This window comes from Metabacillus litoralis (assembly GCF_020524045.1).
Taxonomy (GTDB): Bacteria; Bacillota; Bacilli; order Bacillales; family Bacillaceae; genus Metabacillus; species Metabacillus litoralis_C.
The window spans coordinates 340141-364157 of the sequence record NZ_JAIVKL010000001.1; the positions used below are offsets into that span (position 1 = coordinate 340141).

Annotated in this window: 25 protein-coding genes; all 25 read right to left on the minus strand. The window is 32.9% G+C overall.

Annotated features, from left to right (window positions below; genetic code table 11):
- Positions 1-5 precede the first annotated feature (5 nt).
- The 25 genes from LC076_RS01610 to fliG all read right to left on the minus strand — a co-directional run bounded on the left by LC076_RS01610 (position 6) and on the right by fliG (position 24014).
- Positions 6-470, minus strand: coding sequence for a chemotaxis protein CheW (locus LC076_RS01610; RefSeq protein ID WP_226665666.1), 465 nt, complete (start codon positions 468-470; stop codon positions 6-8).
- Positions 471-642: 172 nt separating this feature from the next.
- Positions 643-2706 carry a chemotaxis protein CheA gene (locus tag LC076_RS01615; RefSeq protein ID WP_226665668.1) on the minus strand — a complete coding sequence of 688 codons (2064 nt, stop codon included), beginning with the start codon at positions 2704-2706 and terminating at the stop codon, positions 643-645.
- Positions 2707-2803: 97 nt separating this feature from the next.
- Positions 2804-3898 (minus strand): protein-glutamate methylesterase/protein-glutamine glutaminase, encoded by a 1095-nt coding sequence (locus tag LC076_RS01620; RefSeq protein ID WP_226665669.1) that lies wholly within the window; start codon positions 3896-3898, stop codon positions 2804-2806.
- 4 nt (positions 3899-3902) lie between these two features.
- Positions 3903-4769, minus strand: a complete 867-nt coding sequence (locus tag LC076_RS01625; protein WP_226665671.1) for a MinD/ParA family protein — start codon at positions 4767-4769, stop codon at positions 3903-3905.
- A 4-nt stretch (positions 4770-4773) separates the two neighbouring features.
- Positions 4774-5928, minus strand: a complete 1155-nt coding sequence (gene flhF, locus LC076_RS01630) for a flagellar biosynthesis protein FlhF (RefSeq protein WP_226665673.1) — start codon at positions 5926-5928, stop codon at positions 4774-4776.
- Positions 5925-7961, minus strand: a complete 2037-nt coding sequence (flhA, locus tag LC076_RS01635; RefSeq protein ID WP_226665674.1) for a flagellar biosynthesis protein FlhA — start codon at positions 7959-7961, stop codon at positions 5925-5927. The genes flhF and flhA overlap by 4 nt, the downstream gene beginning before the upstream one ends.
- Positions 7962-8087: 126 nt before the next feature.
- The gene (gene flhB, locus LC076_RS01640; RefSeq protein ID WP_226665676.1) at positions 8088-9167 is read right to left on the minus strand and encodes a flagellar biosynthesis protein FlhB; all 1080 of its coding nucleotides are present in this window, start codon (positions 9165-9167) and stop codon (positions 8088-8090) included.
- A gap of 12 nt (positions 9168-9179) precedes the next feature.
- Complete coding sequence (gene fliR / locus LC076_RS01645) at positions 9180-9947, minus strand: flagellar biosynthetic protein FliR (protein WP_226665677.1); 768 nt, start codon at positions 9945-9947, stop codon at positions 9180-9182.
- A gap of 2 nt (positions 9948-9949) precedes the next feature.
- Complete coding sequence (gene fliQ / locus LC076_RS01650) at positions 9950-10219, minus strand: flagellar biosynthesis protein FliQ (RefSeq protein ID WP_226665678.1); 270 nt, start codon at positions 10217-10219, stop codon at positions 9950-9952.
- Positions 10220-10234: 15 nt separating this feature from the next.
- Entirely contained in the window at positions 10235-10900 is a 666-nt protein-coding gene (gene fliP, locus LC076_RS01655) for a flagellar type III secretion system pore protein FliP (protein WP_226665679.1), read from the minus strand.
- Positions 10893-11576 (minus strand): flagellar biosynthetic protein FliO, encoded by a 684-nt coding sequence (locus LC076_RS01660; RefSeq protein ID WP_226665680.1) that lies wholly within the window; start codon positions 11574-11576, stop codon positions 10893-10895. The genes fliP and LC076_RS01660 overlap by 8 nt, the downstream gene beginning before the upstream one ends.
- Positions 11577-11589: 13 nt before the next feature.
- Positions 11590-11952 carry a response regulator gene (locus LC076_RS01665; RefSeq protein ID WP_146946694.1) on the minus strand — a complete coding sequence of 121 codons (363 nt, stop codon included), beginning with the start codon at positions 11950-11952 and terminating at the stop codon, positions 11590-11592.
- Between the two features lie 27 nt (positions 11953-11979).
- Positions 11980-13209 (minus strand): flagellar motor switch phosphatase FliY, encoded by a 1230-nt coding sequence (gene fliY / locus LC076_RS01670; protein ID WP_226665681.1) that lies wholly within the window; start codon positions 13207-13209, stop codon positions 11980-11982.
- Positions 13199-14197 carry a flagellar motor switch protein FliM gene (fliM, locus tag LC076_RS01675; RefSeq protein ID WP_226665683.1) on the minus strand — a complete coding sequence of 333 codons (999 nt, stop codon included), beginning with the start codon at positions 14195-14197 and terminating at the stop codon, positions 13199-13201. Before fliM ends, fliY begins: the two co-directional genes overlap by 11 nt.
- 34 nt (positions 14198-14231) lie before the next feature.
- Complete coding sequence (fliL, locus tag LC076_RS01680) at positions 14232-14660, minus strand: flagellar basal body-associated protein FliL (protein ID WP_226665684.1); 429 nt, start codon at positions 14658-14660, stop codon at positions 14232-14234.
- Complete coding sequence (locus LC076_RS01685; RefSeq protein WP_226665686.1) at positions 14653-14874, minus strand: flagellar FlbD family protein; 222 nt, start codon at positions 14872-14874, stop codon at positions 14653-14655. The genes fliL and LC076_RS01685 overlap by 8 nt, the downstream gene beginning before the upstream one ends.
- Before the next feature lie 55 nt (positions 14875-14929).
- Complete coding sequence (locus tag LC076_RS01690; RefSeq protein WP_226665688.1) at positions 14930-16444, minus strand: flagellar hook-basal body complex protein; 1515 nt, start codon at positions 16442-16444, stop codon at positions 14930-14932.
- 80 nt (positions 16445-16524) lie between these two features.
- Positions 16525-16890, minus strand: coding sequence for a TIGR02530 family flagellar biosynthesis protein (locus LC076_RS01695; RefSeq protein WP_226665689.1), 366 nt, complete (start codon positions 16888-16890; stop codon positions 16525-16527).
- A 9-nt stretch (positions 16891-16899) separates the two neighbouring features.
- On the minus strand, positions 16900-17325 hold the full coding sequence (gene flgD / locus LC076_RS01700) for a flagellar hook assembly protein FlgD (protein ID WP_226665691.1): 426 nt from the start codon (positions 17323-17325) through the stop codon (positions 16900-16902).
- A 12-nt stretch (positions 17326-17337) separates the two neighbouring features.
- The gene (locus tag LC076_RS24305) at positions 17338-19854 is read right to left on the minus strand and encodes a flagellar hook-length control protein FliK (protein ID WP_226665692.1); all 2517 of its coding nucleotides are present in this window, start codon (positions 19852-19854) and stop codon (positions 17338-17340) included.
- A 15-nt stretch (positions 19855-19869) separates the two neighbouring features.
- Positions 19870-20463, minus strand: a complete 594-nt coding sequence (locus LC076_RS01710; RefSeq protein WP_226665694.1) for a MotE family protein — start codon at positions 20461-20463, stop codon at positions 19870-19872.
- A gap of 11 nt (positions 20464-20474) precedes the next feature.
- Positions 20475-20918, minus strand: a complete 444-nt coding sequence (fliJ, locus tag LC076_RS01715) for a flagellar export protein FliJ (RefSeq protein ID WP_226665695.1) — start codon at positions 20916-20918, stop codon at positions 20475-20477.
- A complete protein-coding gene (fliI, locus tag LC076_RS01720) occupies positions 20918-22237 on the minus strand; it encodes a flagellar protein export ATPase FliI (protein ID WP_226665697.1) in 1320 nt (439 codons plus the stop codon). The genes fliJ and fliI overlap by 1 nt, the downstream gene beginning before the upstream one ends.
- The gene (gene fliH, locus LC076_RS01725; RefSeq protein ID WP_264191374.1) at positions 22238-23005 is read right to left on the minus strand and encodes a flagellar assembly protein FliH; all 768 of its coding nucleotides are present in this window, start codon (positions 23003-23005) and stop codon (positions 22238-22240) included.
- On the minus strand, positions 22998-24014 hold the full coding sequence (gene fliG / locus LC076_RS01730) for a flagellar motor switch protein FliG (protein WP_226665701.1): 1017 nt from the start codon (positions 24012-24014) through the stop codon (positions 22998-23000). The genes fliH and fliG overlap by 8 nt, the downstream gene beginning before the upstream one ends.
- Positions 24015-24017 lie beyond the last annotated feature (3 nt).

Here is a 24017-nt window from a genome sequence, read left to right on the forward strand (position 1 = left end):
AACTCCTATACACTTAACTTAGAAGGTTCGTTTTCTGCCTTTAAAACCTGTGCTAAGTCAATCATTACAATTAATCGTTTTTCTAATTTTGCAACACCTTGGATATACTCTGCTTGAACAGATCCAACTACTTCTGGTGCTGGTTCTATTGATTCTTGGTTTATATCAATGACATCATTTGCAGCATCAACGATAAAACCAACCTCTATATCTTCTCTTGATACAATAATCATTCTTGTACTATCAGAGTTTTCTACCTCTTCTAGATCAAATCTTCTTCGTAAGTCAATTATTGGTGTAACAACACCTCGTAAATTAATAACCCCTTTAATGTATGAAGATGTTTTTGGAACTCTTGTTATGTGTTGAACTTTTTCAATTGAACGCACTTGTTCAACAGGAATACCATATTCCTCATCCTTCAACTGAAAAACAATAACCTTAACATCGTTTGATTGAAATTCACTCATTGTATAACCCCTCTCAAATAAGAACCTCTAAGTGTCGACCTAATGTTCACCATTTTGTTTATTAAGATTAAAGATAATGTTCAAATTAATCTATTTATCTATTGCCGAAATTTTATTTTGAAGTCTACTTATAAGACCCTATTAAAGATTTTATTTTTTTTTAGAAAGTAGTTTATTTAATTAAAGAATTACAATCTACAATTAAAGCTACTTGTCCATCACCAAGGATCGTTGCTCCCGAGATAGCAAACACTGCGTTTAAGTAATTGCCTAGTGATTTTAATACAATTTCCTGTTGACCAATGAAAGAATCGACAACTAAAGCAGCCATTTTCTCTCCTTTACGAACAATTATCAATGAAACAAAATCATCATTCTTCAATTGATCTTCCATTTCAAATACCTCAGATAAAAAGACTAATGGTACTATTTTCCCTCTAAAATCAATAACCTTTTGATTATGCGCATGAAGAATTTCTTCTTTTTTTATCACTGCTGTTTCTATAATAGACGATAAAGGAATTGCATATTTTTCATTTTGTAGTTCAACCAACATAACAGAAATAATAGATAAAGTTAATGGTAGTTGAATTGAAAATAATGAACCTTTTCCTTCTTGAGCATCAATATCCACTGTTCCACCAAGTGATTCTATTGTACTCTTAACAACATCTAATCCTACACCTCGTCCAGATATATCTGAAATTTTATCAGCTGTAGAGAAGCCTGAGGCTAATATAAGCTCATAAACCTGTTTATCAGTCAATGTAGAAGCAACCTGTGGTGTAACAATTCCTCGATCGATTGCTTTATTTAACACTCGTTCTCTGCTTATACCTGCACCATCATCTTCAATTTCAATAAAGACATGGTTTCCGCTATGATATGCTCTTAAAACAACATTTCCTTCTTCAGGCTTACCATTTTTCATTCGAACATCTGGCATCTCTACGCCATGATCTATTGCATTTCTTAAAAGATGAACAAGTGGATCTCCGATTTCATCTATTACTGTTCGATCTAATTCTGTTTCAGCACCAATAATTTCAAGATTGATTTTTTTATTTAAATCTTTAGCTAATTGTCTAATCATTCTTGGGAAGCGGTTAAATACTGTTTCAACAGGTACCATTCTCATATTTAAGATGATATTTTGAAGATCTCCTGAAATTCGAGACATTCTTTCAACAGTTTCATCTAATTCATTGTTATTTAATTCTTTTGAAATCGACTCTAATCTTCCACGATCAATAACTAATTCTTCAAATAAATTCATTAAAATATCCAAACGTTCAATGTTAACTCGAATCGTTTTAGAACTAGTAGAAGCAGCAGCTACTTGTTTTGAAGCTGTTTTTATCTCTTGTTCTTGAACTTTTTGTATATTACTTGAAGGAACGTTAGCTGATTCATCATTTTTCTGTGATGAAGATTCAGACTGATTTTGAGTTTGATTAGATATTGAAGAGTCAATAATATGTACCTGGACATCTTCAATTTCTGATACTTTCATTACTTTATTTTTAATATCTTCAGCAGCTTCTTTCGTTACAAATGCTACAGTAAATTGAGAGTCAAACTTCTCTTCTTCTAAAAGATCAACTGAAGGAATTGATTTAATTACTTCTCCAGATTGCTCAAGAATTTCAAATACCATGAATACTCTAGCAGCTTTTAACAAACAATCTTGTCTAAGTGTTATCGTTAATTCATAAGCAGAAAAACCTTGTTCTTTAGATTGATGAATAACTGTATATTCAAAATCATCATAGTCTTTAATCATTTGAGTTGATTCATTAACTTGATTAGTTTTTTCAACCGCTTCTGACGCAGTTTCTGTCTGAGAAGATAAATCTTCACCTTTTTCTATTTTTTTGAGCAATTCAACAACTTTTGAGACATCCTTCTTACCATCTCCACCTTCAGCAATTGAGAATACCATTTCTTCGAGATCGTCTACTGAAGCAAAAACAACATCTAAAATATCAGCGTTTACTGAAAGTTTTTCGTTTCTTATTAAATCTAAAACATTTTCCATTTGGTGAGTAAGGCTTGCTAAATCTTCGTATCCCATTGTTGCACTCATTCCTTTTAGGGTATGAGCAGAACGAAATATATCATTAACAATCGAAATATCACTAGGGTTCTTCTCTAATTCTAGTAATTTTTCATTACATGCTTGTAAGTGCTCTTTACTTTCTTCGATAAATACTTCTAGGTATTGGTTCATTTCCATTAAGGTACACCCCTTAGTTTCGTCTGTTCTTAGTTATGAAAAAAATGTAAAACGAAGATTAAAATAGAATATTAATAAAAATACAGAGTAAACTATGTTAATTTTTAAGAAAATCCAATATTGATGCTGCGATATCTTCTACATCTTCTACTTTGTCAACAAAGTTTGTTCCAACAGCAGCTTTTGGCATTCCATACACAATAGATGTGTTTTCAGATTCTGCAATTGCTTTCACGATTCCTGTGCTTTTAAGCTTTTTCAATCCAGCTGAACCGTCTGCTCCCATACCTGTCATAATAACAGCAATCTTTTTGTAATCAGGTATTTCACAAATTGATTCGAACATAACATCTACCGATGGACGATGACCATTTCTAATTTCAGACTGATCAATCTTAATCGTTAAAGAAGTGCCTGACTTTACAATTTTCAAGTGAAATCCACCTGGTGCAATATAAGCTGTACCGTTTCTAACTAATTCACCATTTTCTGCTTCCTTCACATTAATCTTAGAAACAGCATTTAGTCGATTTGCTAGTGATTGTGTAAAACCAGGCGGCATATGTTGTACGATAAATATCGGTGCTTTAATATCTCCAGGTATCTTAGGTAACACTTGTTGTAGTGCTCTTGGACCACCTGTTGATGTACCAATACATACTAATGTTTTAAAATCAGTTATTTTGTCGATTAATTTAGGTCTTTTTATCACGTTTGAGTCTATTTTACTATATTCTTGTTGGATTTTGGGATTATTTTTTTTAATAGGTCGCTGTAATGTGTTATTTATATTTGCTTTTTTTGCTAATCTAACCTTTTCGACAAGATCTTCCTTCACTTTATAAAGATCTAATGAAATAGCACCAGAAGGTTTTGCAATAAAATCAAAAGCTCCATACTGTAAAGAGAGTATCGTATTTTCTGCTCCTTCTTTCGTCGTACTAGATAGCATAATAACCGGTCTTGGAAATTTCTCCATAATTTCCTTGAGAGCCTCAAGTCCATTTTTTACAGGCATTTCTACATCTAAAGTTACTACGTCCGGGTTTAATGTCTCTATTTTTAATAACGCATCTTCCCCATTCCTAGCTACTCCAATAACATCAATATTTTCATCTTCATTAAGAAAATCAGTAATTAGTTTTCTCATGAAAGCTGAGTCATCTACTACTAGAACGCGTATTTTCCCCATATTATTACCTACCTTTCATGAAGAAACTCTTTAATTTCGATATAAAAGGTGTTGATTCCTGATTTTCTAGATCCACGTGCATTCTAGTTAAATAGTCCTTAGAAATTGCAGAAAATGCTTTACTTGCTTTACAGTTAGGCTGATATAATATGACCGGCTGTTGTTCAATAACAGCCTTCATTATAGATGTATCGTCAGGTATAACACCTAGTAGTGTGACTTCGCGATTTAAAAATTGTTTCATTGTTTGAAATAACCTATTAAAAGTTTGATCTCCAACTTTATTATTAAAAGCTCGGTTCACAACAATTGAAAAGGGCATTGTTTGATGATTTACACAAATATTTTTTATTGCTGAATAAGCATCTGTCATAGATGTTGGTTCAGGTGTTGTGATAACAATGATTTCATCAACAGATAAGATAAATCTTATGCTATCTTCAGAAATTCCTGCCCCCATATCAAAGATAATAAAGTCGTATGCTTTAAATAAATAATCTAACTCGTTTATAAAAGTTTGGAATCTATCTTCATTTAGTTTAAATATCGTTCCTAGTCCTGTACCACCTGATATATAATCTAGACCATTCGGGCCATTTGAGATAATGTCAACTAGTGAAAGATTTTTATGGAAAAAGTCAACAATTGAGTATTTAGAGCTCTCACCAATAAGAATATCAATGTTACCCATCCCAATATCTAGATCAAATAGTAAAACTCGTTTATTTTCTTTCTGTAAAGCTAAGGAGAAATTAAGAGAAAAATTGGACTTCCCAACTCCTCCTTTTCCGCTCATAACAGCAATGGATTTGGCTCGAATTTTCAGACTTTTTAATCGTTCCCTTAAGCGTTCTGCTTGATCATTCACCATATAATTACCTCAATATTTGATTAACTATTTTTTCTCTCGTTGCCATTTCAATATCGTCTGGGACATTTTGACCGTGTGTTGTATAAGCTATTCCTTTTTTTGTTTTCAATATCACATCAAATAAAGTTCCTCTTGTGGATGTTTCATCCATTTTAGTGAAAATAAGTTTATTAATCGGAATAACTGAAAATTGTTCGTAAACGGCAAGCATATCAACTGATTTTGCAGTCGCAGCTAAAACAAGAAAGGTTTCCATTTCATCATTAAAGTCGATTATCTTTTTTAAATCATTTACATACTGTGAATCTAAAAAATTTCTACCCGCAGTATCAATAAAAATATAATCGTACATAGCAAATTTATCTTGAGCCTCTTTAAAGTCTTCAATGCTGTAGCATACTTCTAATGGTACATTTAGAATTTTCGCATACGTCTTTAATTGATCGATAGCTGCAATTCTATACGTGTCAGTTGTAATAAATGCAACCTTCTTCTGTTTCTGTATCACACATTCAGCAGCTAACTTAGCCAAAGTAGTTGTTTTTCCTACTCCAGTTGGACCAATTACATTTATATATTTTTTCTTGTAAGAAATACCGCTAAAATCAATATCCTTTAATAATTGAATAAATAATTCATTTTCTTTTGCTTTTAGTTGCTCTTTAGTTGCTTGTCCATTTACTTTATACCAGTACTCCAAAAGCTCAGACATTATCTGACCACGAACATCTGGGTTAACTTCCCGTTTTGTCATTTTACTTGAAATTTCTTGAAGTGGTTCTGGATAAAACTCGGTCTTCTCATTAGCAGAAATTGACTTAATCATCTTTTTCATTTCAATGATCTCATCTAACAACGGTTTATTATCACTTGATGTTATCTGCTTTGATGTTGCATTTAGAGTATCTTGTTTCGGTCTAATTGGATCTTCTGATTTCACTTTCACTTGTTGAGTTATTATCGAGTGTTCTTGCTTTACTTTTGGAACATCAGGATCCATAGCAGCAATTACTTCGATTTTCTTCTTAGAAAAAAGTCCTAAAAAGCCACCTGTATATATCATTTTTGAATTTAAAATAACGGCGTCATTACCCATCTCAGAACGAATTTTTTTCATTGCCTCTTGCATAGATGGAGCAATATATTTTTTTACTTTCATTCGACATTTACCACCCCAATGCTCTGTACTTCAACATTTGCTTCTAGTTCATTATAAGATAAAACCGGAACTTGCGGAAAATAACGATCTGTTAATTGTCTTACATACATTCTTACAGCAGGAGAACATAAGAGAATTGGTGTTTGCTGCTGTAATGCTAGTGTTTCAACCTCTCTAGCAACAGATTCAATAATTTGCTGAGATACATCAGGACTTAATGATAAATAATTACCATGTTCAGTTTGCTGTACACCTTCTGCAACTAGTTTTTCCACTTTTCCTGATAAAGTTACGACCTTCAACATTTGATCTTGATCAGCATATTGAGTTGTTATTTGTTTTGCTAATGCTTGTCTTACATATTCAGCTAATAACTCTGTATCAGATGACATTTTCCCGTAATCAGCTAAGGTTTCAAAAATTATTGGTAAATTTCTAATAGAAACCTTCTCCCTAAGAAGTTTAGCAAGTACTTTTTGAATATCCCCAATATTAAGGGGTGAAGGAGTGACTTCTTCTACTAGTATTGGGTATGATTCTTTCAAATGATCGATTAATTGCTTTGTTTCCTGTCTTCCAAGCAGTTCATGTGCATGCTGTTTAATGACTTCAGTAATGTGAGTAGAAACAACTGAAGGTGGATCAACAACAGTATAACCAAACATTTCAGCAGTGTCCTTCATATCTTCGGTAATCCACTTAGCTGGTAATCCAAATGATGGCTCAATTGTATCGATTCCTTCGATTGAGTCCTCCTCAATCCCTGGAGCCATAGCTAAATAATGATCAAGTAATATCTCACCTTTAGCTAATTCATTACCTTTTATTTTCAAACGGTATTCATTAGGTTGGAGCTGTATATTATCCCTAATTCTTACAACAGGTATGACAATACCGAATTCAATAGCTAACTGTCTTCTAATCATGACAACACGATCTAATAAATCTCCTCCTTGATTTGTATCAGCAAGTGGGATTAAACCATAACCAAATTCAAATTCAATAGGATCTATATTTAACAGATTAACAACACTTTCAGGACTCTTCATTTCATCCATCTCAGTTTCTTGCTCTAATATTTCTTCATCAGGGACTTGTTGCTCCTTTGATCTTGAAATCATATAACCACCAATACCTAATAAAGCAGCTATAGGGAGTGTTAAAAGAACACCGATTGGAGTAAATATACCTAATAAGAAGATGGTCCCAGAAGCAACATATAACATTTTAGGGTAAGCAAATAATTGTGATGTTATATCTGAACCTAAGTTCCCTTCTGAAGCAGCTCTTGTTACCACAATACCAGTAGCTGTAGAAATTAATAATGCTGGTATTTGACTAACAATCCCGTCACCAACAGTAAGCATTGTAAAATGAGCAGCTGCTTCTCCGATTGGCATCCCTAGTTGCATCATTCCGATCACAACACCAAATAGCATGTTTATCAATACAATGATAATTCCTGCTATTGCATCACCTTTAACAAACTTACTAGCACCATCCATTGCACCATAGAAATCAGCTTCATTTGAAATTTTATCTCTGCGTTCTCGAGCTTGTTGTTCAGAAATCATTCCTGCATTTAAGTCAGCATCAATACTCATCTGTTTACCTGGCATTGCATCCAAGGTAAATCGTGCAGCAACTTCTGATACACGTTCAGATCCTTTTGTTATAACAACAAATTGAATAACGATTAAAATCACAAATACTACAAATCCTACTAAAACATTTCCACCAGTTACAAAGGTTCCAAAAGTTTCAATAACCTTTCCCGCATCTCCTTCAGCTAAAATAGCACGAGTAGTTGAAACGTTTAATCCCAAACGGAATAATGTTAGCAATAAGATTAACGAAGGAAAGATCGAAAACTGTAAAGGCTCATTCATATTCATTGACGTAAGAATAACTAATAATGCAAGAGAAATATTAATTATTATTAAGAAGCTTAACAACCATCCTGGAAATGGGATAATAAGCATCGCTACGATTAAGATAACACTTAGTAGTACTGATAAATCTCTTGCAGACATGTTTATTCTCTCCTTAAAACCAATCATTCTTTCTTTATTAACTTATCTATTTTAAAATATCATGAATTTTTTTGTTAGATTTCTACTTTTTATAGTCAGAATAATTAAATTTTTATATAACCTAGCTTATACAGATTTTGCTTGATAAACATAAGCAATAATTTCTGCAACTGCCTGAAAAAATTCTTCAGGTACAGCTTGTCCAATCTCGACTTGATCATAAAGTGCTCTCGCAAGTGGTCTATTCTCTACCATCATAACGTCATTTGACTTTGCAATTTCTTTGATCTTTTGAGCTACTAAATCTACACCCATTGCAACAACAAATGGTGCATCCATTTTTGAATCATCATATTTTAAAGCAATTGCATAGTGAGTAGGATTTGTAATAACAACATCTGCAGTTGGTACATCCTGCATCATTCTTCTCATGGCCATCTCACGTTGTCTTTGCTTAATTTTCGATTTAATTAGTGGGTCACCTTCAGATTTTTTATATTCATCTTTAATATCCTGTTTCGACATTTTTAAGTTTTTTTCATAATCATACCGCTGATATAAATAATCCAATAATGATAAAAGTAATAATGCACCTGAGGCAAATAACCCCATTTTCACTGTGAGTTGGGCAATAAAAACAAAAGATTGCTCAACTGTCATTTGAGATAATCTTAAGATCTTATCAAGATCTAGCCATAATACTGCAAAAGTAACAAACCCAACGAATGAAATTTTCAGTAAAGATTTCAATAGTTCAACAATTGCCCTAACTGAATAGATTCTTTTAAAGCCCTGAATAGGATCTAGTTTATTTAATTTCATATGAATAGCTTCAGATGAAAAAAGGAAACCGATTTGCAAATAGTTACTCAAAACACCAGCAACAAGGGCAACACACATCACAGGAGCTAGTATAATTGCAGCTTGATAAGCCATTGTTAAAAAAAAATCATGAACGTTTTGATCTGACAAATTTAAAAGTAAATAATCTTGAAACGTACCTCTCATCATATTTAAAATACGATCTCTCATAAAAGCGCCAATGAATAAAAACGATAGAAAAATAGTTAGTAGTGAGATGGCTGTATTAACATCAGCACTTTTTGCAACTTGTCCTTTTTTCCTTGCATCTTGCTTTTTTCGAGGAGTAGCTTTCTCTGTTTTCTCACCAGCAAAAAACTGCAAATCTAATGATAGTAACTTCATTCACTAACCCCCTCAGAGCAATTGCATTAATCCACGCATTGTATATGTCATCGTCTCAAACAACTTTCCCATCAATAAAAATAATGCTCCCATAACTAAAATTAATATAATAAAGCTTACCCCTATTTTTAATGGCAATCCGACAACAAAAATATTTAATTGTGGAACAGTTCTTGCAACAATACCTAAAGCAATATCAACTAAAAATAGTGATCCAACTACAGGAATTGACATTTGAAATGCTATGATAAACATTGAGTTAAATGATTTGACAATGAATTCAACAACATTTTCTTCACCTAATGGGAGTGCTAGCTGATCAATTGGAACAAATTGATAGCTGTAAAAGACTCCATCTAAGAGAAGATAGTGTGCATTTGTACTTAACATAAATAAAAATGCAAACGTATAAAGAAATTGACCAATAAGTGGACTTTGTGCTCCAGTTTGAGGGTCAATAACATTTGCAATCGCAAACCCCATTTGAAAATCAATGAAACTACCAGCTATTTGGATGGCTGCTAAAATAAAATACGCAGAAAAACCAATCAATAACCCAAACATTGCTTCCTTAATTAGTAACATAAAATATTGACTGTCAATTTCAATAAGCGGAGGTTCAAGAGAAAAAAACATGATCCACGCCAACATAAATGAAAAGCCTATCTTATGAATATTTGGTATATTTCGATAAGAAAACAAAGGTAATGTTACAAAAAAAGCTGACACCCTCATAAATACTAACAAAAATGCTGGATAATTATCTAATACAGTAATCATCTTTATCCTATAAACCTATTTAGGTTTCCAAAGATATCTTGCGCATAAGATACAAGTGTTGTAAGCATCCAAGGACCAAAGAAGATTAAGCCTAGTAAAACAGCTACTATTTTTGGAATAAATGCAAGGGTTTGTTCTTGTATTTGAGTAGTTGCTTGAAAAATACTTACAACAAGTCCGATAACTAAGGCTAACAATAATAGTGGTCCACAAATAATTAATGTCGTATATACAGCTTTTTCTGCTAGAGAAATGACAAACTCTGAACTCATTTATTCTCACCCGTTCTAAAAACTTTGTAACAACGATTTAATAATTAAATACCATCCATCAACTAAAACAAATAACAGTATTTTAAAAGGTAATGAAATCATGACTGGAGGAAGCATCATCATACCCATAGACATTAAAACACTGGCAACAACCATATCGATAACCAAAAAAGGGATAAAAATCATAAATCCAATTTGAAAGGCTGTTTTGATTTCACTAATTGCAAATGCAGGTACAAGTGCAGTTAGCGGAATATCTTCTACTGATTGTGGCTTTTCAATACCAGCATAATTTAGAAATAATGATAAATCCTTTTGTCTAGTATGCTTACTCATAAATTCCTTAAAAGGAATTGCTGCACGCTCATACGCCTCTTCTAATTGTATTTCCTCATTAAAAAGAGGTGTTAAGGCTTGTTCGTTTACTTCTGAGAATGTTGGTGCCATAATGAAAAAGGTTAAAAATAAGGCAATACCAATTAATATTTGATTTGGTGGCATTTGTTGTGTAGCTAATGATGTACGAACAAACGAAAGGACAATAATAATTCTTGTGAAACACGTCATTAGTATTAAAATACTTGGGGCAATTGATAATACTGTTAATAACAATAGTAATTTTACAGAAGTGCTTACGCTCTCTGCATCACTATTATTAAAAAACTCCATAAACTCATTCATGCTTGCTTAAACCCTTTCTTTTAACATCCTCAAGCTGTTTTGCACGTTCATCCTTTAACTTTTTTAACTGTTCATTAAATTGTAATGAAAATGTTTGACTAGATTTTGGTTCAAGTTTTTTTTGATTTTTAGTGAAAGTCGTCATAACTTTATTCACTAAATCTTTTGGTTCGACTATTTGATCTTGTTTACGTTCAAACTCTTCAATCAAATTCTGACTTTCTTCTTCATCATCTATTTCTTTTAATAAGGTAATAGATTCTCCCACACCTACCACTAAAACTCGATTTCCAACTTTAATCATTTGAATTGACTTGCTTTGACCAATGCTTGTACCACCTAAATTGACAATGCCTTGACCTTGATGAAAAAGTCTATTTCTTTTTGTGATAAATTTCAACAAAAAATAAATTAAAGCAAGCACAAAAGCTAAAGCGCCAAACATTTTAATGAAATCAAATGCTGAAACTGATACATCTGGTGTTTCAGCTTCAGATTCAGTTATTTGTTCTTCATTATTTACAGCTGGATTATCATTTTCATCTTCAATTTGATCTTGTTTCTTTATATTTTCAAATACGCTTTCATCTACTGATTCCTCCGCAAATACTACTGCTGTAGTTTGCGGAAAAATCATAAATAATAAAAACAATATGAGGTAAGTTCTATGAAGCAATTTCACTCCACCTTTAGCTTAATGTTTTTCCGATAGCCTCTAAAACACGATCTGCTTGGAATGGTTTTACAATGAAATCTTTAGCTCCAGCTTGAATTGCATCAATGACCATTGCTTGTTGTCCCATTGCTGAACACATTATAACTTTTGCACTACCATTAATTTGTTTAATTTCCTTCAATGCTTGAATTCCATCCATCTCAGGCATAGTAATATCCATTGTTACTAAATCAGGCTGATGTTCTTTATATTTTTCAACAGCTTGAGCACCATCTGCTGCCTCAGCAACTACTTCATAACCATTTTTTGTTAAAATATCCTTAATCATCATTCTCATAAATGCTGCATCGTCAACGATCATAATTCTGTGTGCCATAATATCCCCACTCCTAGTTATAATTATTTATTTAATTTTATTTAAACGCTCTGATTGACTAGCTATATCTGTCACACGAACCCCAAAGTTTTCATCGATAACAACAACTTCACCTTTTGCAACAATTTTGTTGTTTACTAATATATCCACGGGTTCACCAGCTAGTTTATCTAGTTCTATGATAGAGCCGGATGATAATTCTAATATTTCTTTTACAGACCTTTTCGTTCTTCCTAATTCAACTGTTACCTTCAAAGGTATGTCTAATAACATATCAAGGTTTTGTATTTCCTGTTGTTGATATTGCATAGGTTCAAATGATGCAAATTCAGCTGGCTTTACATTTACAGTAGGTTGCTCTCTCTGCTGTGTATATTGAGGAGGAGCTGAATACATAGGTTGATTAGGTTGCACCATTTGCTGTGATTGGTGCATATTGTGCTGTTGTTCATTAGTTTGTTGATGTTGTGGAGCTTGTTGATGTTGCTGATTGTGCTCTGATTGAGTATTTACTACTGATTCCTCTTTAACCGCTTCTAACGTAGCTGCCTCTTGTTTAGGGTTAATTAGTTGATCAATTAAATCTTTAGCAAAATATAAAGGCAATAATTGCATAATATTTGAATCAATTAATGTACCAATTTTAAGTCTAAAAGAAACTTGAATCATCAAATCTGAATCAGGAATATCCGCATTATCAGTTTCATTTGCATCAAGTAATTCAACTCTTGGTGGTGAAATATCTACTTTTTTATTGAAAATTGTAGACATTGATGTTGCAGCAGAACCCATCATTTGATTCATTGCTTCTTGAACGGCACTAACTTGAATTTCCCCTAACATCTCATCAGGGTTTGTTCCATCCCCACCAATCATTAGATCTGCAATGATCGCAGCATCACTTTGCTTTATAACTAGTAAGTTACTCCCAGAAAATCCCTCAGTATAATTTACTTCAATTGCAACATATGGATGTTGAAATTGATTTCCTAGTTTGCTTTTTCGAACAACTGACACACTAGGAGTGGTAATTTCAACTTTTTGCTGCAATAGAGTTGAAAGTGCTGTTGCGGAACTACCAAAAGAGATATTCCCTATTTCTCCAATAGCATCCTCTTCCATTGCGTCAAAATAATCTTCAGTTTTAAGTTGATCATTTTCACTTTCATTTGTCTCATCAGAGTTATTATTATCATCACTCGAACCTTTTAAAAGAGCATCAATTTCATCCTGTGATAACATTCCATCACTCACCATCTTCGTCACCTCTCGATAAGTGGTCAATAATTTGAACCGCTATTTTTTTGTTTAATTTCCCTGGTTGTCCAGTAAACTTTGGCTTATCACCAATTTTAACTACCAATGGTTGGTCGATGGAGCTATCTAATTGAATCACATCTCCAATTTGCAGTTGAAGAAAATCCTGAATTGATAAATCGGAAGACCCTAATTGAGCAGATACCGTAAGATCGGCCAAATGTATTTGCTTTTTTAGTGCTTCAATTTCAACTGGTTTTGGTTCTTTTCTATCTGACTGCATCCAGTAATGTCCTGATAGCTTAGGTATGATTGGTTCAAGTACAACATGTGGTATACATAAGTTAATCATACCACTCGTGTCTCCTACTTGAATGTTTAGTGATATAACAACGACCGTTTCGTTTGGAGAAACCATTTGTAGAAACTGTGGATTAACTTCAAATTCCGACATCATCGGCTCAATTTCAATTAAAGAATCCCATGCTTCTGTATAATTTTCTAGGGCTTTATCAAAAATATTCGAGATAATTTTTGTCTCAATTTCTGTTAAATTCTCAATTTTATTCACACTAGAACCTAATCCCCCCATAACCCGATCCATCATCGCGTAAGCTATATTAGGATTAACTTCCATTAGAACTCTTCCTTCTAAAGGTTGAACCTCAAATACATTTAGAAATGTCACCTTAGGAATTGAACGTATAAACTCTTCATATGGCAACTGATCTACAGATCCAACGGCTATTTGGATATATGTTCTTAATTGTGCTGAAAAATGTGTTGTTAATAATCTTGCAAAGTTATCATGAATTCTTGTTAAGCTTCTAATTTGATCTTTCGAGAACCTCAAAGCTCTTTTAAAATCATAAACCTTTACTTTCTTACTTGTTTCTTCTTTTTTCAGTTCATCTGCATCCATCTCACCAGTGGAAATAGCAGATAGCAAGGCATCAATTTCACTTTGTGATAAGATATCACCCGCCAAAGTTTTCACCTCCTATTTTAATGATTCATAAACTCTATTGAAGGATATAGGAAGTGGTATAAACCTTATTGACCTTGCCTTCTTGCATTAATTCATTTATTTTTTGTTTCAATATATTTTTAAAATTGTCCATGCCTTCTTTGCCTTCCATTTGTTCAGTGGTCATATTACCTAACTCTGAAATAATAATATCTCGAACCTGGAACTCACGTTGTGTTAATTCTTCTTTTGCCTTTTTTGAATCTGTTTCAATTTTAAATGACAAACGTACTATATTACCACTGGATAAATTTGTAGTGATCTCTGGAATATCAACAGATGCTTCAACAACTTCCTTTGCTGACGGTTGTTTATGCTCATCTTCATCTCCTAAAAATTTCATAACTACAACTAGTGCTGTAACTCCAATTAGTGTAATAGATACGATAATGACAAGCATAATACTTAATAGCTTTTTATTCATCGTCCAATACCTCCGAGCCCTTCCTTAGCGACAAAACATTAATCTTATGATAAAATAATTCGATTTTCTTACAAACCTCTTGTTCAGATTCCTTAACAACATACTTATGACTGTTAGTTAAAGTAATCGTAGTATCAGGAAATGATTCAACAACTTCTATAAATAATGCATTTAAAGAAAAAGACTTTCCGTTCAATCTAGTTAATTGGATCATAGATTTATAAGGGCTGATTATATCATAAGTAGATAGTCAGCCCTATCCCCCTTTATTAACGTTTTAAGCCCATTAGCTCTTGTAGGATCTCGTCTGAGGTTGTAATTATTTTCGTATTTGATTGGAATCCACGTTGAGCGACAATCATTTCTGTAAATTCTTCAGATAAATCCACGTTTGACATCTCTAATGCACCAGCAATTATAGAAGCTGCTCCATCTTGTCCAGCTATATTTAATTCGTTAAGCTGAATTCCATTATTATTTTTATCTATAGAACCTGAATTTGCTGTTTGTTTAAATAAGTTTCCACCTAATTTTTCAAGACCACCTGGATTTGCAAACATTGCCACTCTAATTTGTCCTGCTAGGTTTAACTCACCCTTCTTGTTAACAAATGTAACAGTACCATCTGGTCCAATACTAAAGCTTTGAGCATCTAATGGTATTTGAATTAATCCTGCATCACCACTAAGTTTGTTTGAAAATTTTGGATCTTGTAAGTCTGAAGCAAGTGATTCAAAGTTCACAACACCTTGACCGATTTTCTCTAAGTCAACCATGTAATTGTTTAATGTTGAAATTAAGTCGTTCATTTGTGTTAATGTATTATTCGGCACTACATTACCTTGACCTGGTCCAGCAGTTGGATAAGTCCCAGCAATTGAATTTACAATTGTTGTGAATTCTTTAACGATCGCTCCTGTTGGCTGGGCATTATTAAATGCAGTTACTGCACCATTTAGATTAGGAGCATTTACACTAGTACGAAATCCTGTTGCAACTGTATTAAATCCAGTGGCTGCTGTGTTAAACTGTCCTAATACTGAAGTTAAAGCATTATATGAGCTAACCATTACGTTATATAAAGGACCATTTGTTGCAGGTGCTTCATTTTTATTGTAATTAGATTGTGCATCGCTGTATTCCTGATAAACATTCATTAAATCATTGGCTTGCTTTGATATATCTTCTAAACTTGTTGTCATATTACCAAATGGTGTTGTGAAATTACCTATTCCATTCAATGCATTTTGAGATTTCGTGATCGCTTGGGCAGTTGGAACAGTCTTTTGACCTGCTTCACCAACAACTAACATCCCTTCAGCTGTTACTAGATAGCCTCGATCATCTAAATATAAATTGCCTGATCTAGTATAATTCATATCTACTGCACCATCAATGGCACCGATGATTAAGTTATTTCCAACTTGATTTCCTTGGTCAATATTGATTTTACTAATGTCATTTATTGTAGCAACTGGTATAAATCCATCTCCCGCTAACGCAACATCCAATGTTCTTGAAGTTGTCTGTGTTGAACCTGATGTATGAATAGTATCAATTGAATTAATTTTCGAACCAAGACCAATTTGCTGTGGATTTGTACCTGCTTGAGTTTGTGTCGCTGCTGAAGCACCAGAGATTTGTTGGTTAACAAGGTCAGCAAAAGTTGTACGTGATTTTTTAAATCCATAAGTATTAACGTTTGCAATATTATTTCCAATGACATCTAGCTTTGTTTGAAAGTTTTTCATCCCACTTATTCCAGAATATAATGAACGTAACATTTATTTTCTCTCCCTTTTTTTCATATAATAAGCTGCTTCTATCATTCCACAGCTATTGGCCTCCGATATCGGTCCAGCCATTAATCCATAATAATTGCCCCATTGATGTTCGTGAACATTTGGGCTTTTGCTTCTTCACGATCCATTGCTGTAATAACTGTGTTACTTTTAGCATTAATAATTAAGGCTGCTTCACTGACAAGTACAAGTGAATCTTGAACACCTTTTTTTCTAGCCTCTGTCATTTTTTCCCCTATAGATGACCATTCATCATCTGTAAGAGTAATATGTCTTTCTACTAGTCTTTCTTGTGCGTGTTTGCTTATTTTTAACTCTGAATTCACAAGTTCATTGTTTAATAACTGTTTAAAATCTTCGTTGTGTGTCCTTGACAGGTTTCGAGATTTGATTGGATGATAATGTAAATTGTCAATTTTTATTGACATAAAATTTATTTACTCTGGCTTTGATACTTTCATTACATGATCGCTTGAAATTTCTTTATCATTATCAAGCACCAACATAATGCCAGCTTCTGTTTTCTTAATAGAAGTTACTACACCAATCCCTGTCTCTGCTTCGCTGTTTTTCCAATCAACTTTTTTACCAATCATTTCTGAATATTTAAGAATTGAATCACTTTGATTTTGTACCTTAATAAACTTTTCCATCATACTTGCCATATTTGTTGTTTGTTCCAGTGTGGAAAATTGCGCCATTTGTGCGATGAATTCTTTATCTTCCATTGGATTTAAAGGATCTTGATTTTGAAGTTGTGTCATCAAGATTTTCAAAAATTCATCTTTGCCTAAATTTGAACTTCCTGTCCTTGTAGCAGATGGTTTATTAGCTATAAGTAAACTAGGATCAATTGATGTCATTTTTAACCCTCCTTATACCGTTTTGTTCAATAATTCTTTCAAATTATCAATAAAACTTTTTTCGCTCTCCTGCTGTTCTTCTAGCTCCGGTTTTTGTTGTTCTTTTTCATTTTTCTGATTTTGTTCAGAATGATCTTTTAATGGTTTTGCTTGTTCCCCAGTAGTTAGTTCAAAACGTTCAATTTCAATCTGTAATGACGGTAAAGCTTGTTTCAGTTGATGCACACTATGATCTAGCAATTCTTTTGCTGATTTAGTGGAGGTTAAAATCCGTGCAATCATCTCTCCATTTTTCTGTACCAATTTAACAGTTAATGAACCAAGATGTTCTGGATTTAGTTTAAGCACTAATCGATTAGCACCATTAGGCGTTTGTCCAAATCTACTGTTTTTAAATGCATTTATTAATTGATTTGTAAATTCTTGACGTAGATTTGCCTCTGTTTTTTGATGATCATTAGAAGTTGTTTGTTGGTTCGAAACAAACCTATCTAACTGCATGGTGAATTTCTCTTCCACAAAATTAGATTGTTTTCTATCTTCTGAAAGTCTGTTTAGTTTCACTAGTTCCTCTTCTAATGGTCTTGGCGATGTAAGTGAATTTAATGAAGCCCATTTATTATCTTTTTGATCATTGTGATTTATAAATAAAGTCTCTTCACTCAGCTTTGTATTTTTTTCTGAAGGTAACTTAAGAGAATTATCTTTTGAAAATATATTTACTAGTTTTTCATATAAAACTGGAAGATTCTCAATAAGCGTAGATTTATTTCCAACGCTATAACTGTTGTCAATAAGTTGATTTTTTATCAAACCTTCTATTTTTGATTTTTCAATTAAGAGGGTCTTTGGTTCCTCTATACGAACTTCAAGTAATTGATTTTTTATCATATCCTCCATCTTCACAAATAAATCTACCTTATTACTATGACCATTAGAAGCTGCTAAGTAAATTCCTTTAGCTAAAGCTTGCACTCCATTTATTATTTCTATAGGAGAAGTGGTACTATTTGATTTTAAGTTAATTTGATTTTCTAACGAATCTTGATGATTGCCCACCGTTAAATTGTTATTTGAAAAAATCATTTTTTCTAATTTATCTAAGACTTCTTTAACGTCTCCTGACTGTTCCTCTGCAACTTGTCCAACCAATTTGGCAAAGTTAAGTATACTTCTGACTAAAGTAGTTTTTTCTTTAGGTAATTCATCAATAATTATTGTTAAGAGATTTATATCTTTCATAATATTGATATTGTCTATTTTAGGATCTTTTTCATTAATCATTGAGAGAGAATTGTCAGGTAAACTAACAAGTTCAGTATTTTTACCTACTTGCTCCTTATTTAATATGATAATTTCAGTCAAAAATTGTTCGTAAAAGTCATAATTACCAACATCAGTTTCTGTGGTGGTTTTTTGTAATTCTTTAGAATTTTTTACATTTTCAAGAGATGGGAGCTTTATTTCGGCATCTTTCATTAATTCATTGAGAGCTGACTTCTGAAAGATTCCTTGTAAAACATCACTTTGAAACGGTTTTTCATGATCTGAGCTATTGATAGATATTAAATTTTCATTAGAAAATAATTTTGTTTCCATTTCCCCTTCAGTTGACAGTTCATTTATTAATGAAGAAACAGTTAAACCTACGGACATACTCTGTTGTTGTGAATCGAATTCTATCAAAGATTCATCCTTCATTTCTTCATCATATAAACTTTGAACAGTTTGTTGAAAAATAGACTGAACTTTCGTTATATCCATCTCAGTAAAAATTGACTTCATCTTATTATCCAATTGATTTTGAGAAGAATCATTAAAAAGCTTTTTTACAATGTTGTCTTTTACATGATTTTTTGTTAATAAACCTGCTTTTACTTCTTGCAGATTATTATTTGCAGTTATTAATTTATCTGCATTTATAATAGTGGAAGATTTATCAGCTAAAGCCCATTTAGTCAGCAATATTTGACCTTCCACTAACTGACTTTCATCAGTACTTAATTTTCCAAGAGCATCTATCATGTTTGAAAGTTTATTATCTTGAGAAGAATAGCTCATATATTCATTTTCTAGTAAACTATTAATCTTAGATAAAAAAGGTGTTAAATTAATAGTTTCATCTGTCGATAGACGTTCAATCGCTGTAACAATTGTAAGTACTCCAACTAGTGTATTGGATTGTTCATTATTTTCTATTACTTCATTAATTGTAGTAGACGCTGCTAACTTGCTGTTAATCACATCACTAATTGAGAAAGAAGCATCAGTATTATGAACTTCCAACATGTTAATCTGAGTTATTTCTTCTTGACCAAGTGAATGTTCTTCAATAAACGCTGATAATTCAGTAAACAGGTTTTCATATGGATTTAAATTTTCTTCTGAAATATTGTTCTTTTCAATAGTAGCTTGAGGCATTATATGACTCTGCTCAAGAAAGCGACTAAAATTTAAGCTATTAGGCTTTGGTGAGTTAACTTGGCCACTATTTTGATGAAGTATCTGTAACAACGGAACAACTTTCACATGTTCACCTCCTTTCTACTGACCATTAGTTGCTAAAAGATTTGTGAATTTAACAGCGTCTTCCACAGGCATTTTTGCTAGAATATCTGCAACTTGTTTATCATCTAAAGAAGTTAGAATTAACATAGCATCTTCTTGTGATAAATTAGGAATGATCTCTGCCGCTTTCTTACTGGTCATATTATCGTATAACTTGCCAATATCTTTTGTTTTATTTTCAGATTGAGATGTTGTGATATCTTCTAATTGTTTTTCTAAAGAATTAATATCCTGATTCAGTTTCTGTATCTCTTTTTCTTTGATCGTCACATCTTTCTCTAAAGCACTAATCATAGTTGTTTGTTCTTCTATTGTTTTTTCTAATTCTTTATTTTCTTCTTCTTTCAAAGCTGATTGTTTATCTGTGTCTGAGGGTTCAACCTGTTTTTCTTCTTTGAATAAGTTTTCAACAACAGGAACTTTTTGTAACGCAGTCTTGGTTTTACCTAAAACATCAAATCCTGCAACAGATAAAATAACAACTACTAGTGTAATCGTGAAGACAATAGGAATAAAAACAACAAAGAAAAACCACTGAAATTTCCCATAATCCTGTTTTTCATTTTCCATCTTTTTTTCACCTAATTTCCACGATACATATATGTTTGAATTGAGAGATCATCCATATGTTTGTTCTCAATGTACTTTAGTTCAACTAAATAATCTTCTTGTTGTTTTTGCTTTAGCTTTTCATACTTCTTCACTTCAATATTTTTTTGCATTAATTTAACTTGTTGTTCATTCATTCTATTTCTGGTTAAAGAAACAAGCTTTTGGTAATGAGTAATTGTCTTTTCAATGTTGCTAACAAATTGCTGGTAATGACGAATTTCTTGAACAGAGACTCCTTTATTAAGCTTTGATAAAGTACTTTCTTCGAGAACCTCTTTCTGCTTTAAAGAGTCATATAACTTATTCGCCATATTTTCAAAATCGTTAACAGATTGATTATATTCCGCTAATGATTTTTCTTTTTCATTTTCTTTAATATCCATCACTTTTTGAAATCGAAATTGAAAAGTCATTAAAACTCACCTTTTTCCATAAATTGAATGAGAGTATAGATGCTTTGATCAATGGTTACCTTATCTTCAACATTTTGTTTCAAATATGAGATAATTTTAGGGTAGAATCTAATAGCCTCATCAATTTCTTTAGATGACCCTCGTTTGTAAGCACCTATATTAATTAAATCCTCTGAGTTTAAATATGTGGATAAAAGATCTCGAAGCTTAGTTGCAGATGCTTTATGATCATCATCAACAATTTGGTTCATCACTCGGCTAATACTTTTTAATACATTAATTGCAGGAAATTGTCCTTTATTAGCTAATTGCCTATCTAATACGATATGGCCATCTAATATACCACGAACTGTATCTGATATTGGTTCATTTAAATCATCTCCATCAACCAATACTGTATAAAACGCCGTAATTGTTCCAGTTTCATTCGTACCTGTTCGCTCTAATAATTTAGGCAAGATGGCAAAAACGGAAGGAGTATATCCCTTTGTTGTTGGTGGTTCTCCTACAGCTAAACCTATTTCTCGTTGAGCCATAGCAACACGGGTAACAGAATCCATCATAAACATGACATTTAATCCTTTATCCCTAAAATATTCAGCGATAGCAGTTGCTGTATATGCAGCTTTTAACCTCATTAGAGCAGGTTGATCTGATGTAGCTACAATCACAATCGACCGTTTCAGGCCCTCAGGTCCCAAATCACGTTCTATAAACTCTCGAACCTCACGACCACGTTCACCCACTAATGCGATAACATTTAAATCCGCATTTGTGTTTCGAGCAATCATACCCATCAGAGTACTTTTCCCAACACCGCTACCTGCAAAAATGCCAACGCGCTGACCTTTTCCTACAGTTAACAAGCTGTCAATGACTCTTACTCCAACTTCAATTTTTTCATCAATTGGTGGTCGTTTCATTGGGTTTGGTGGATTTTGATCTGTAGGTACATGTGTTAATCCTTTAGGTAACAAAGTTTCATTAAGAGGTTGACCAAAAGCATCAATAACATTTCCTACCAAACTTGACCCTACTTTAATCTTTAGTGGTTCATTAGTAGCTTCAACAATACTACCTGGAGAAATATTTGTTACTTGTAAGTATGGCATAAGCAGAATATTTTCGTCTTTGAAGCCTACAACTTCTGCAGGAATTTTTGTTTTTTGATTAGAACCAGTGTAGATATAGCACAAATCTCCAATTGAGCTTTCGGGTCCCCTTGATTCAATCATTAACCCAACAACTTTCTTAACTTTTCCGTATCGTTTATAGGAATCTATTGTGTTAATTTCATGAATCAAATCGATTGCTCTCAATTAGTGATCACCTCTATCTAGTAATTCAATTAACTGTTTTTTCAATTGTTCTAATTGAGTGTCAATGCTTAGGTCAATTCGACCATATGCTGATTCAATAAAACAATCATATTCTTTTAACTCTGCATCAGCATAAACGTTTATGTCTGTGTCATTTGTCACAATTGCTTGTAATTCATTTTTTTGATTAATTAACAGCTCATAAAATGCTGGATGAACATGGATTTTGATATGATCATATTCTTTGACTTCAAGTAGTCCCTTTTTAACGATAGGTAAGAAACTTTCGGGTGAGCTTTCTATGATCGTATTCAAAACTTTTTCTGCTACTTTAATGGCTAAAAACACGATCTCATTTTCTGCTGACTGAATTTTTTCATCATAATCATTTCTGGCAATATCGACGATTCTTTGAGATTCAATGATGAGCGATTCGTATTGTCTTAAAGATTCTTGTCTGCCCAGTTCTAAGCCTTCTGCATATCCTTCTTGTCTAGCTACTTCATAAATTCGTTCACGTTCTTGTTCCCATGAAGACTTCTCAAGATGAATTTCATCAAGAATCCTTGTTTTTTCATCAACAGCTTCTTGAACTAGTCGTTTTGCTTCTTCATTTGCAGATTGTATAATCAATGATGATTGAAGAGATAACTCTGGGTCATTTACTTCCTTAAATTTATCATTCAATATATCTTGTAATGTTTGAACAGATATTTGTCGGCCGTCTTGATTATTGTTTGTAAAGTGAGACTTTATAAGCCTAGACAATAATATCATCTCCTCCACCACGGGCAATGACTATTTCTCCTGCTTCTTCAAGTCGTCTAATCACTCCAACGATTCTTGATTGAGCCTCTTCAACGTCGCGCAGTCTAACAGGCCCCATAAACTCCATCTCTTCTTTAAATGTGTCTACCATACGTTTAGACATATTCTTAAAGACAACATCACGTACTTCTTCACTTGCAACTTTAAGTGAAAGCATTAAGTCATCATTTTCTACATCTCTAATGACACGCTGTATTGCACGGTTATCGAGAGTAACAATATCTTCAAACACAAACATTCTCTTTTTAATTTCTTCTGCTAACATTGGATCTTGTATTTCTAGTGAATCAAGTATCGTTCTTTCAGTTGTTCTATCTACACCGTTTAGCACTTCAACTACCGCTTCAATACCACCAGTTTGAGTATAGTCTTGAGTAACTGTTGATGACAATTTCCGTTCTAAAATTTGCTCAACTTCATTAATGATTTCTGGTGCTGTTCGATCCATTACAGCGATTCTTCTCGCTACATCAGCTTGAAGTTCTTGTGGAAGTTCCGATAAGATCTGTCCAGATTGGGCTGGTTCTAAATAAGACAAAATGAGAGAAATTGTTTGTGGATGCTCATTTTGAATAAAATTTAGTATTTGAGATGGGTCGGCTTTTCTAGCGAAATCAAAAGGTCTCACTTGTAATGAAGAGGTTAAGCGATGAATAATACTAGTTGCCTTTTCTTCACCTAGTGCCTTCTCCAATACTTGCTTTGCATAAGATATACCACCTTGTGAGATAAAATCCTGTGCCATTGCAATATCATGAAACTCTTCAATTATTTCTTCTTTTTTCTCTGCCTCAACTTTTCGAACACCTGATATTTCTAAAGTTAGTTTTTCAATTTCTTCTTCAGATAAATGTTTATACACTGACGCTGACACTTCTGGACCTAGAGAGATTAAGAGAATGGCAGCTTTTTGTTTTCCATTTAATATGTTGTTTTCTTTTCTAGCCAAAAT

Bases quoted from the DNA above. Each gene is read 5' to 3' on its own strand.
- flgD (WP_226665691.1), bottom strand. From the start codon at position 17,325: ATGACATCAATTGATCCTAGTTTACTTATAGCTAATAAACCATCTGCT.
- fliY (WP_226665681.1), bottom strand. From the start codon at position 13,209: ATGGTGAGTGATGGAATGTTATCACAGGATGAAATTGATGCTCTTTTA.
- LC076_RS01625 (WP_226665671.1), bottom strand. From the start codon at position 4,769: ATGGTGAATGATCAAGCAGAACGCTTAAGGGAACGATTAAAAAGTCTG.
- fliL (WP_226665684.1), bottom strand. From the start codon at position 14,660: ATGAATAAAAAGCTATTAAGTATTATGCTTGTCATTATCGTATCTATT.
- LC076_RS01620 (WP_226665669.1), bottom strand. From the start codon at position 3,898: ATGGGGAAAATACGCGTTCTAGTAGTAGATGACTCAGCTTTCATGAGA.
- LC076_RS01610 (WP_226665666.1), bottom strand. From the start codon at position 470: ATGAGTGAATTTCAATCAAACGATGTTAAGGTTATTGTTTTTCAGTTG.
- flhF (WP_226665673.1), bottom strand. From the start codon at position 5,928: ATGAAAGTAAAAAAATATATTGCTCCATCTATGCAAGAGGCAATGAAA.
- fliP (WP_226665679.1), bottom strand. From the start codon at position 10,900: ATGAATGAGTTTATGGAGTTTTTTAATAATAGTGATGCAGAGAGCGTA.
- LC076_RS01685 (WP_226665686.1), bottom strand. From the start codon at position 14,874: ATGATCCAATTAACTAGATTGAACGGAAAGTCTTTTTCTTTAAATGCA.
- fliJ (WP_226665695.1), bottom strand. From the start codon at position 20,918: ATGACTTTTCAATTTCGATTTCAAAAAGTGATGGATATTAAAGAAAAT.
- LC076_RS01615 (WP_226665668.1), bottom strand. From the start codon at position 2,706: ATGGAAATGAACCAATACCTAGAAGTATTTATCGAAGAAAGTAAAGAG.
- LC076_RS01665 (WP_146946694.1), bottom strand. From the start codon at position 11,952: ATGGCACACAGAATTATGATCGTTGACGATGCAGCATTTATGAGAATG.
- flhA (WP_226665674.1), bottom strand. From the start codon at position 7,961: ATGTCTGCAAGAGATTTATCAGTACTACTAAGTGTTATCTTAATCGTA.
- flhB (WP_226665676.1), bottom strand. From the start codon at position 9,167: ATGAAGTTACTATCATTAGATTTGCAGTTTTTTGCTGGTGAGAAAACA.
- fliQ (WP_226665678.1), bottom strand. From the start codon at position 10,219: ATGAGTTCAGAGTTTGTCATTTCTCTAGCAGAAAAAGCTGTATATACG.
- LC076_RS01710 (WP_226665694.1), bottom strand. From the start codon at position 20,463: ATGGAAAATGAAAAACAGGATTATGGGAAATTTCAGTGGTTTTTCTTT.
- fliR (WP_226665677.1), bottom strand. From the start codon at position 9,947: ATGATTACTGTATTAGATAATTATCCAGCATTTTTGTTAGTATTTATG.
- LC076_RS01690 (WP_226665688.1), bottom strand. From the start codon at position 16,444: ATGTTACGTTCATTATATTCTGGAATAAGTGGGATGAAAAACTTTCAA.
- LC076_RS01695 (WP_226665689.1), bottom strand. From the start codon at position 16,890: ATGTCAATAAAAATTGACAATTTACATTATCATCCAATCAAATCTCGA.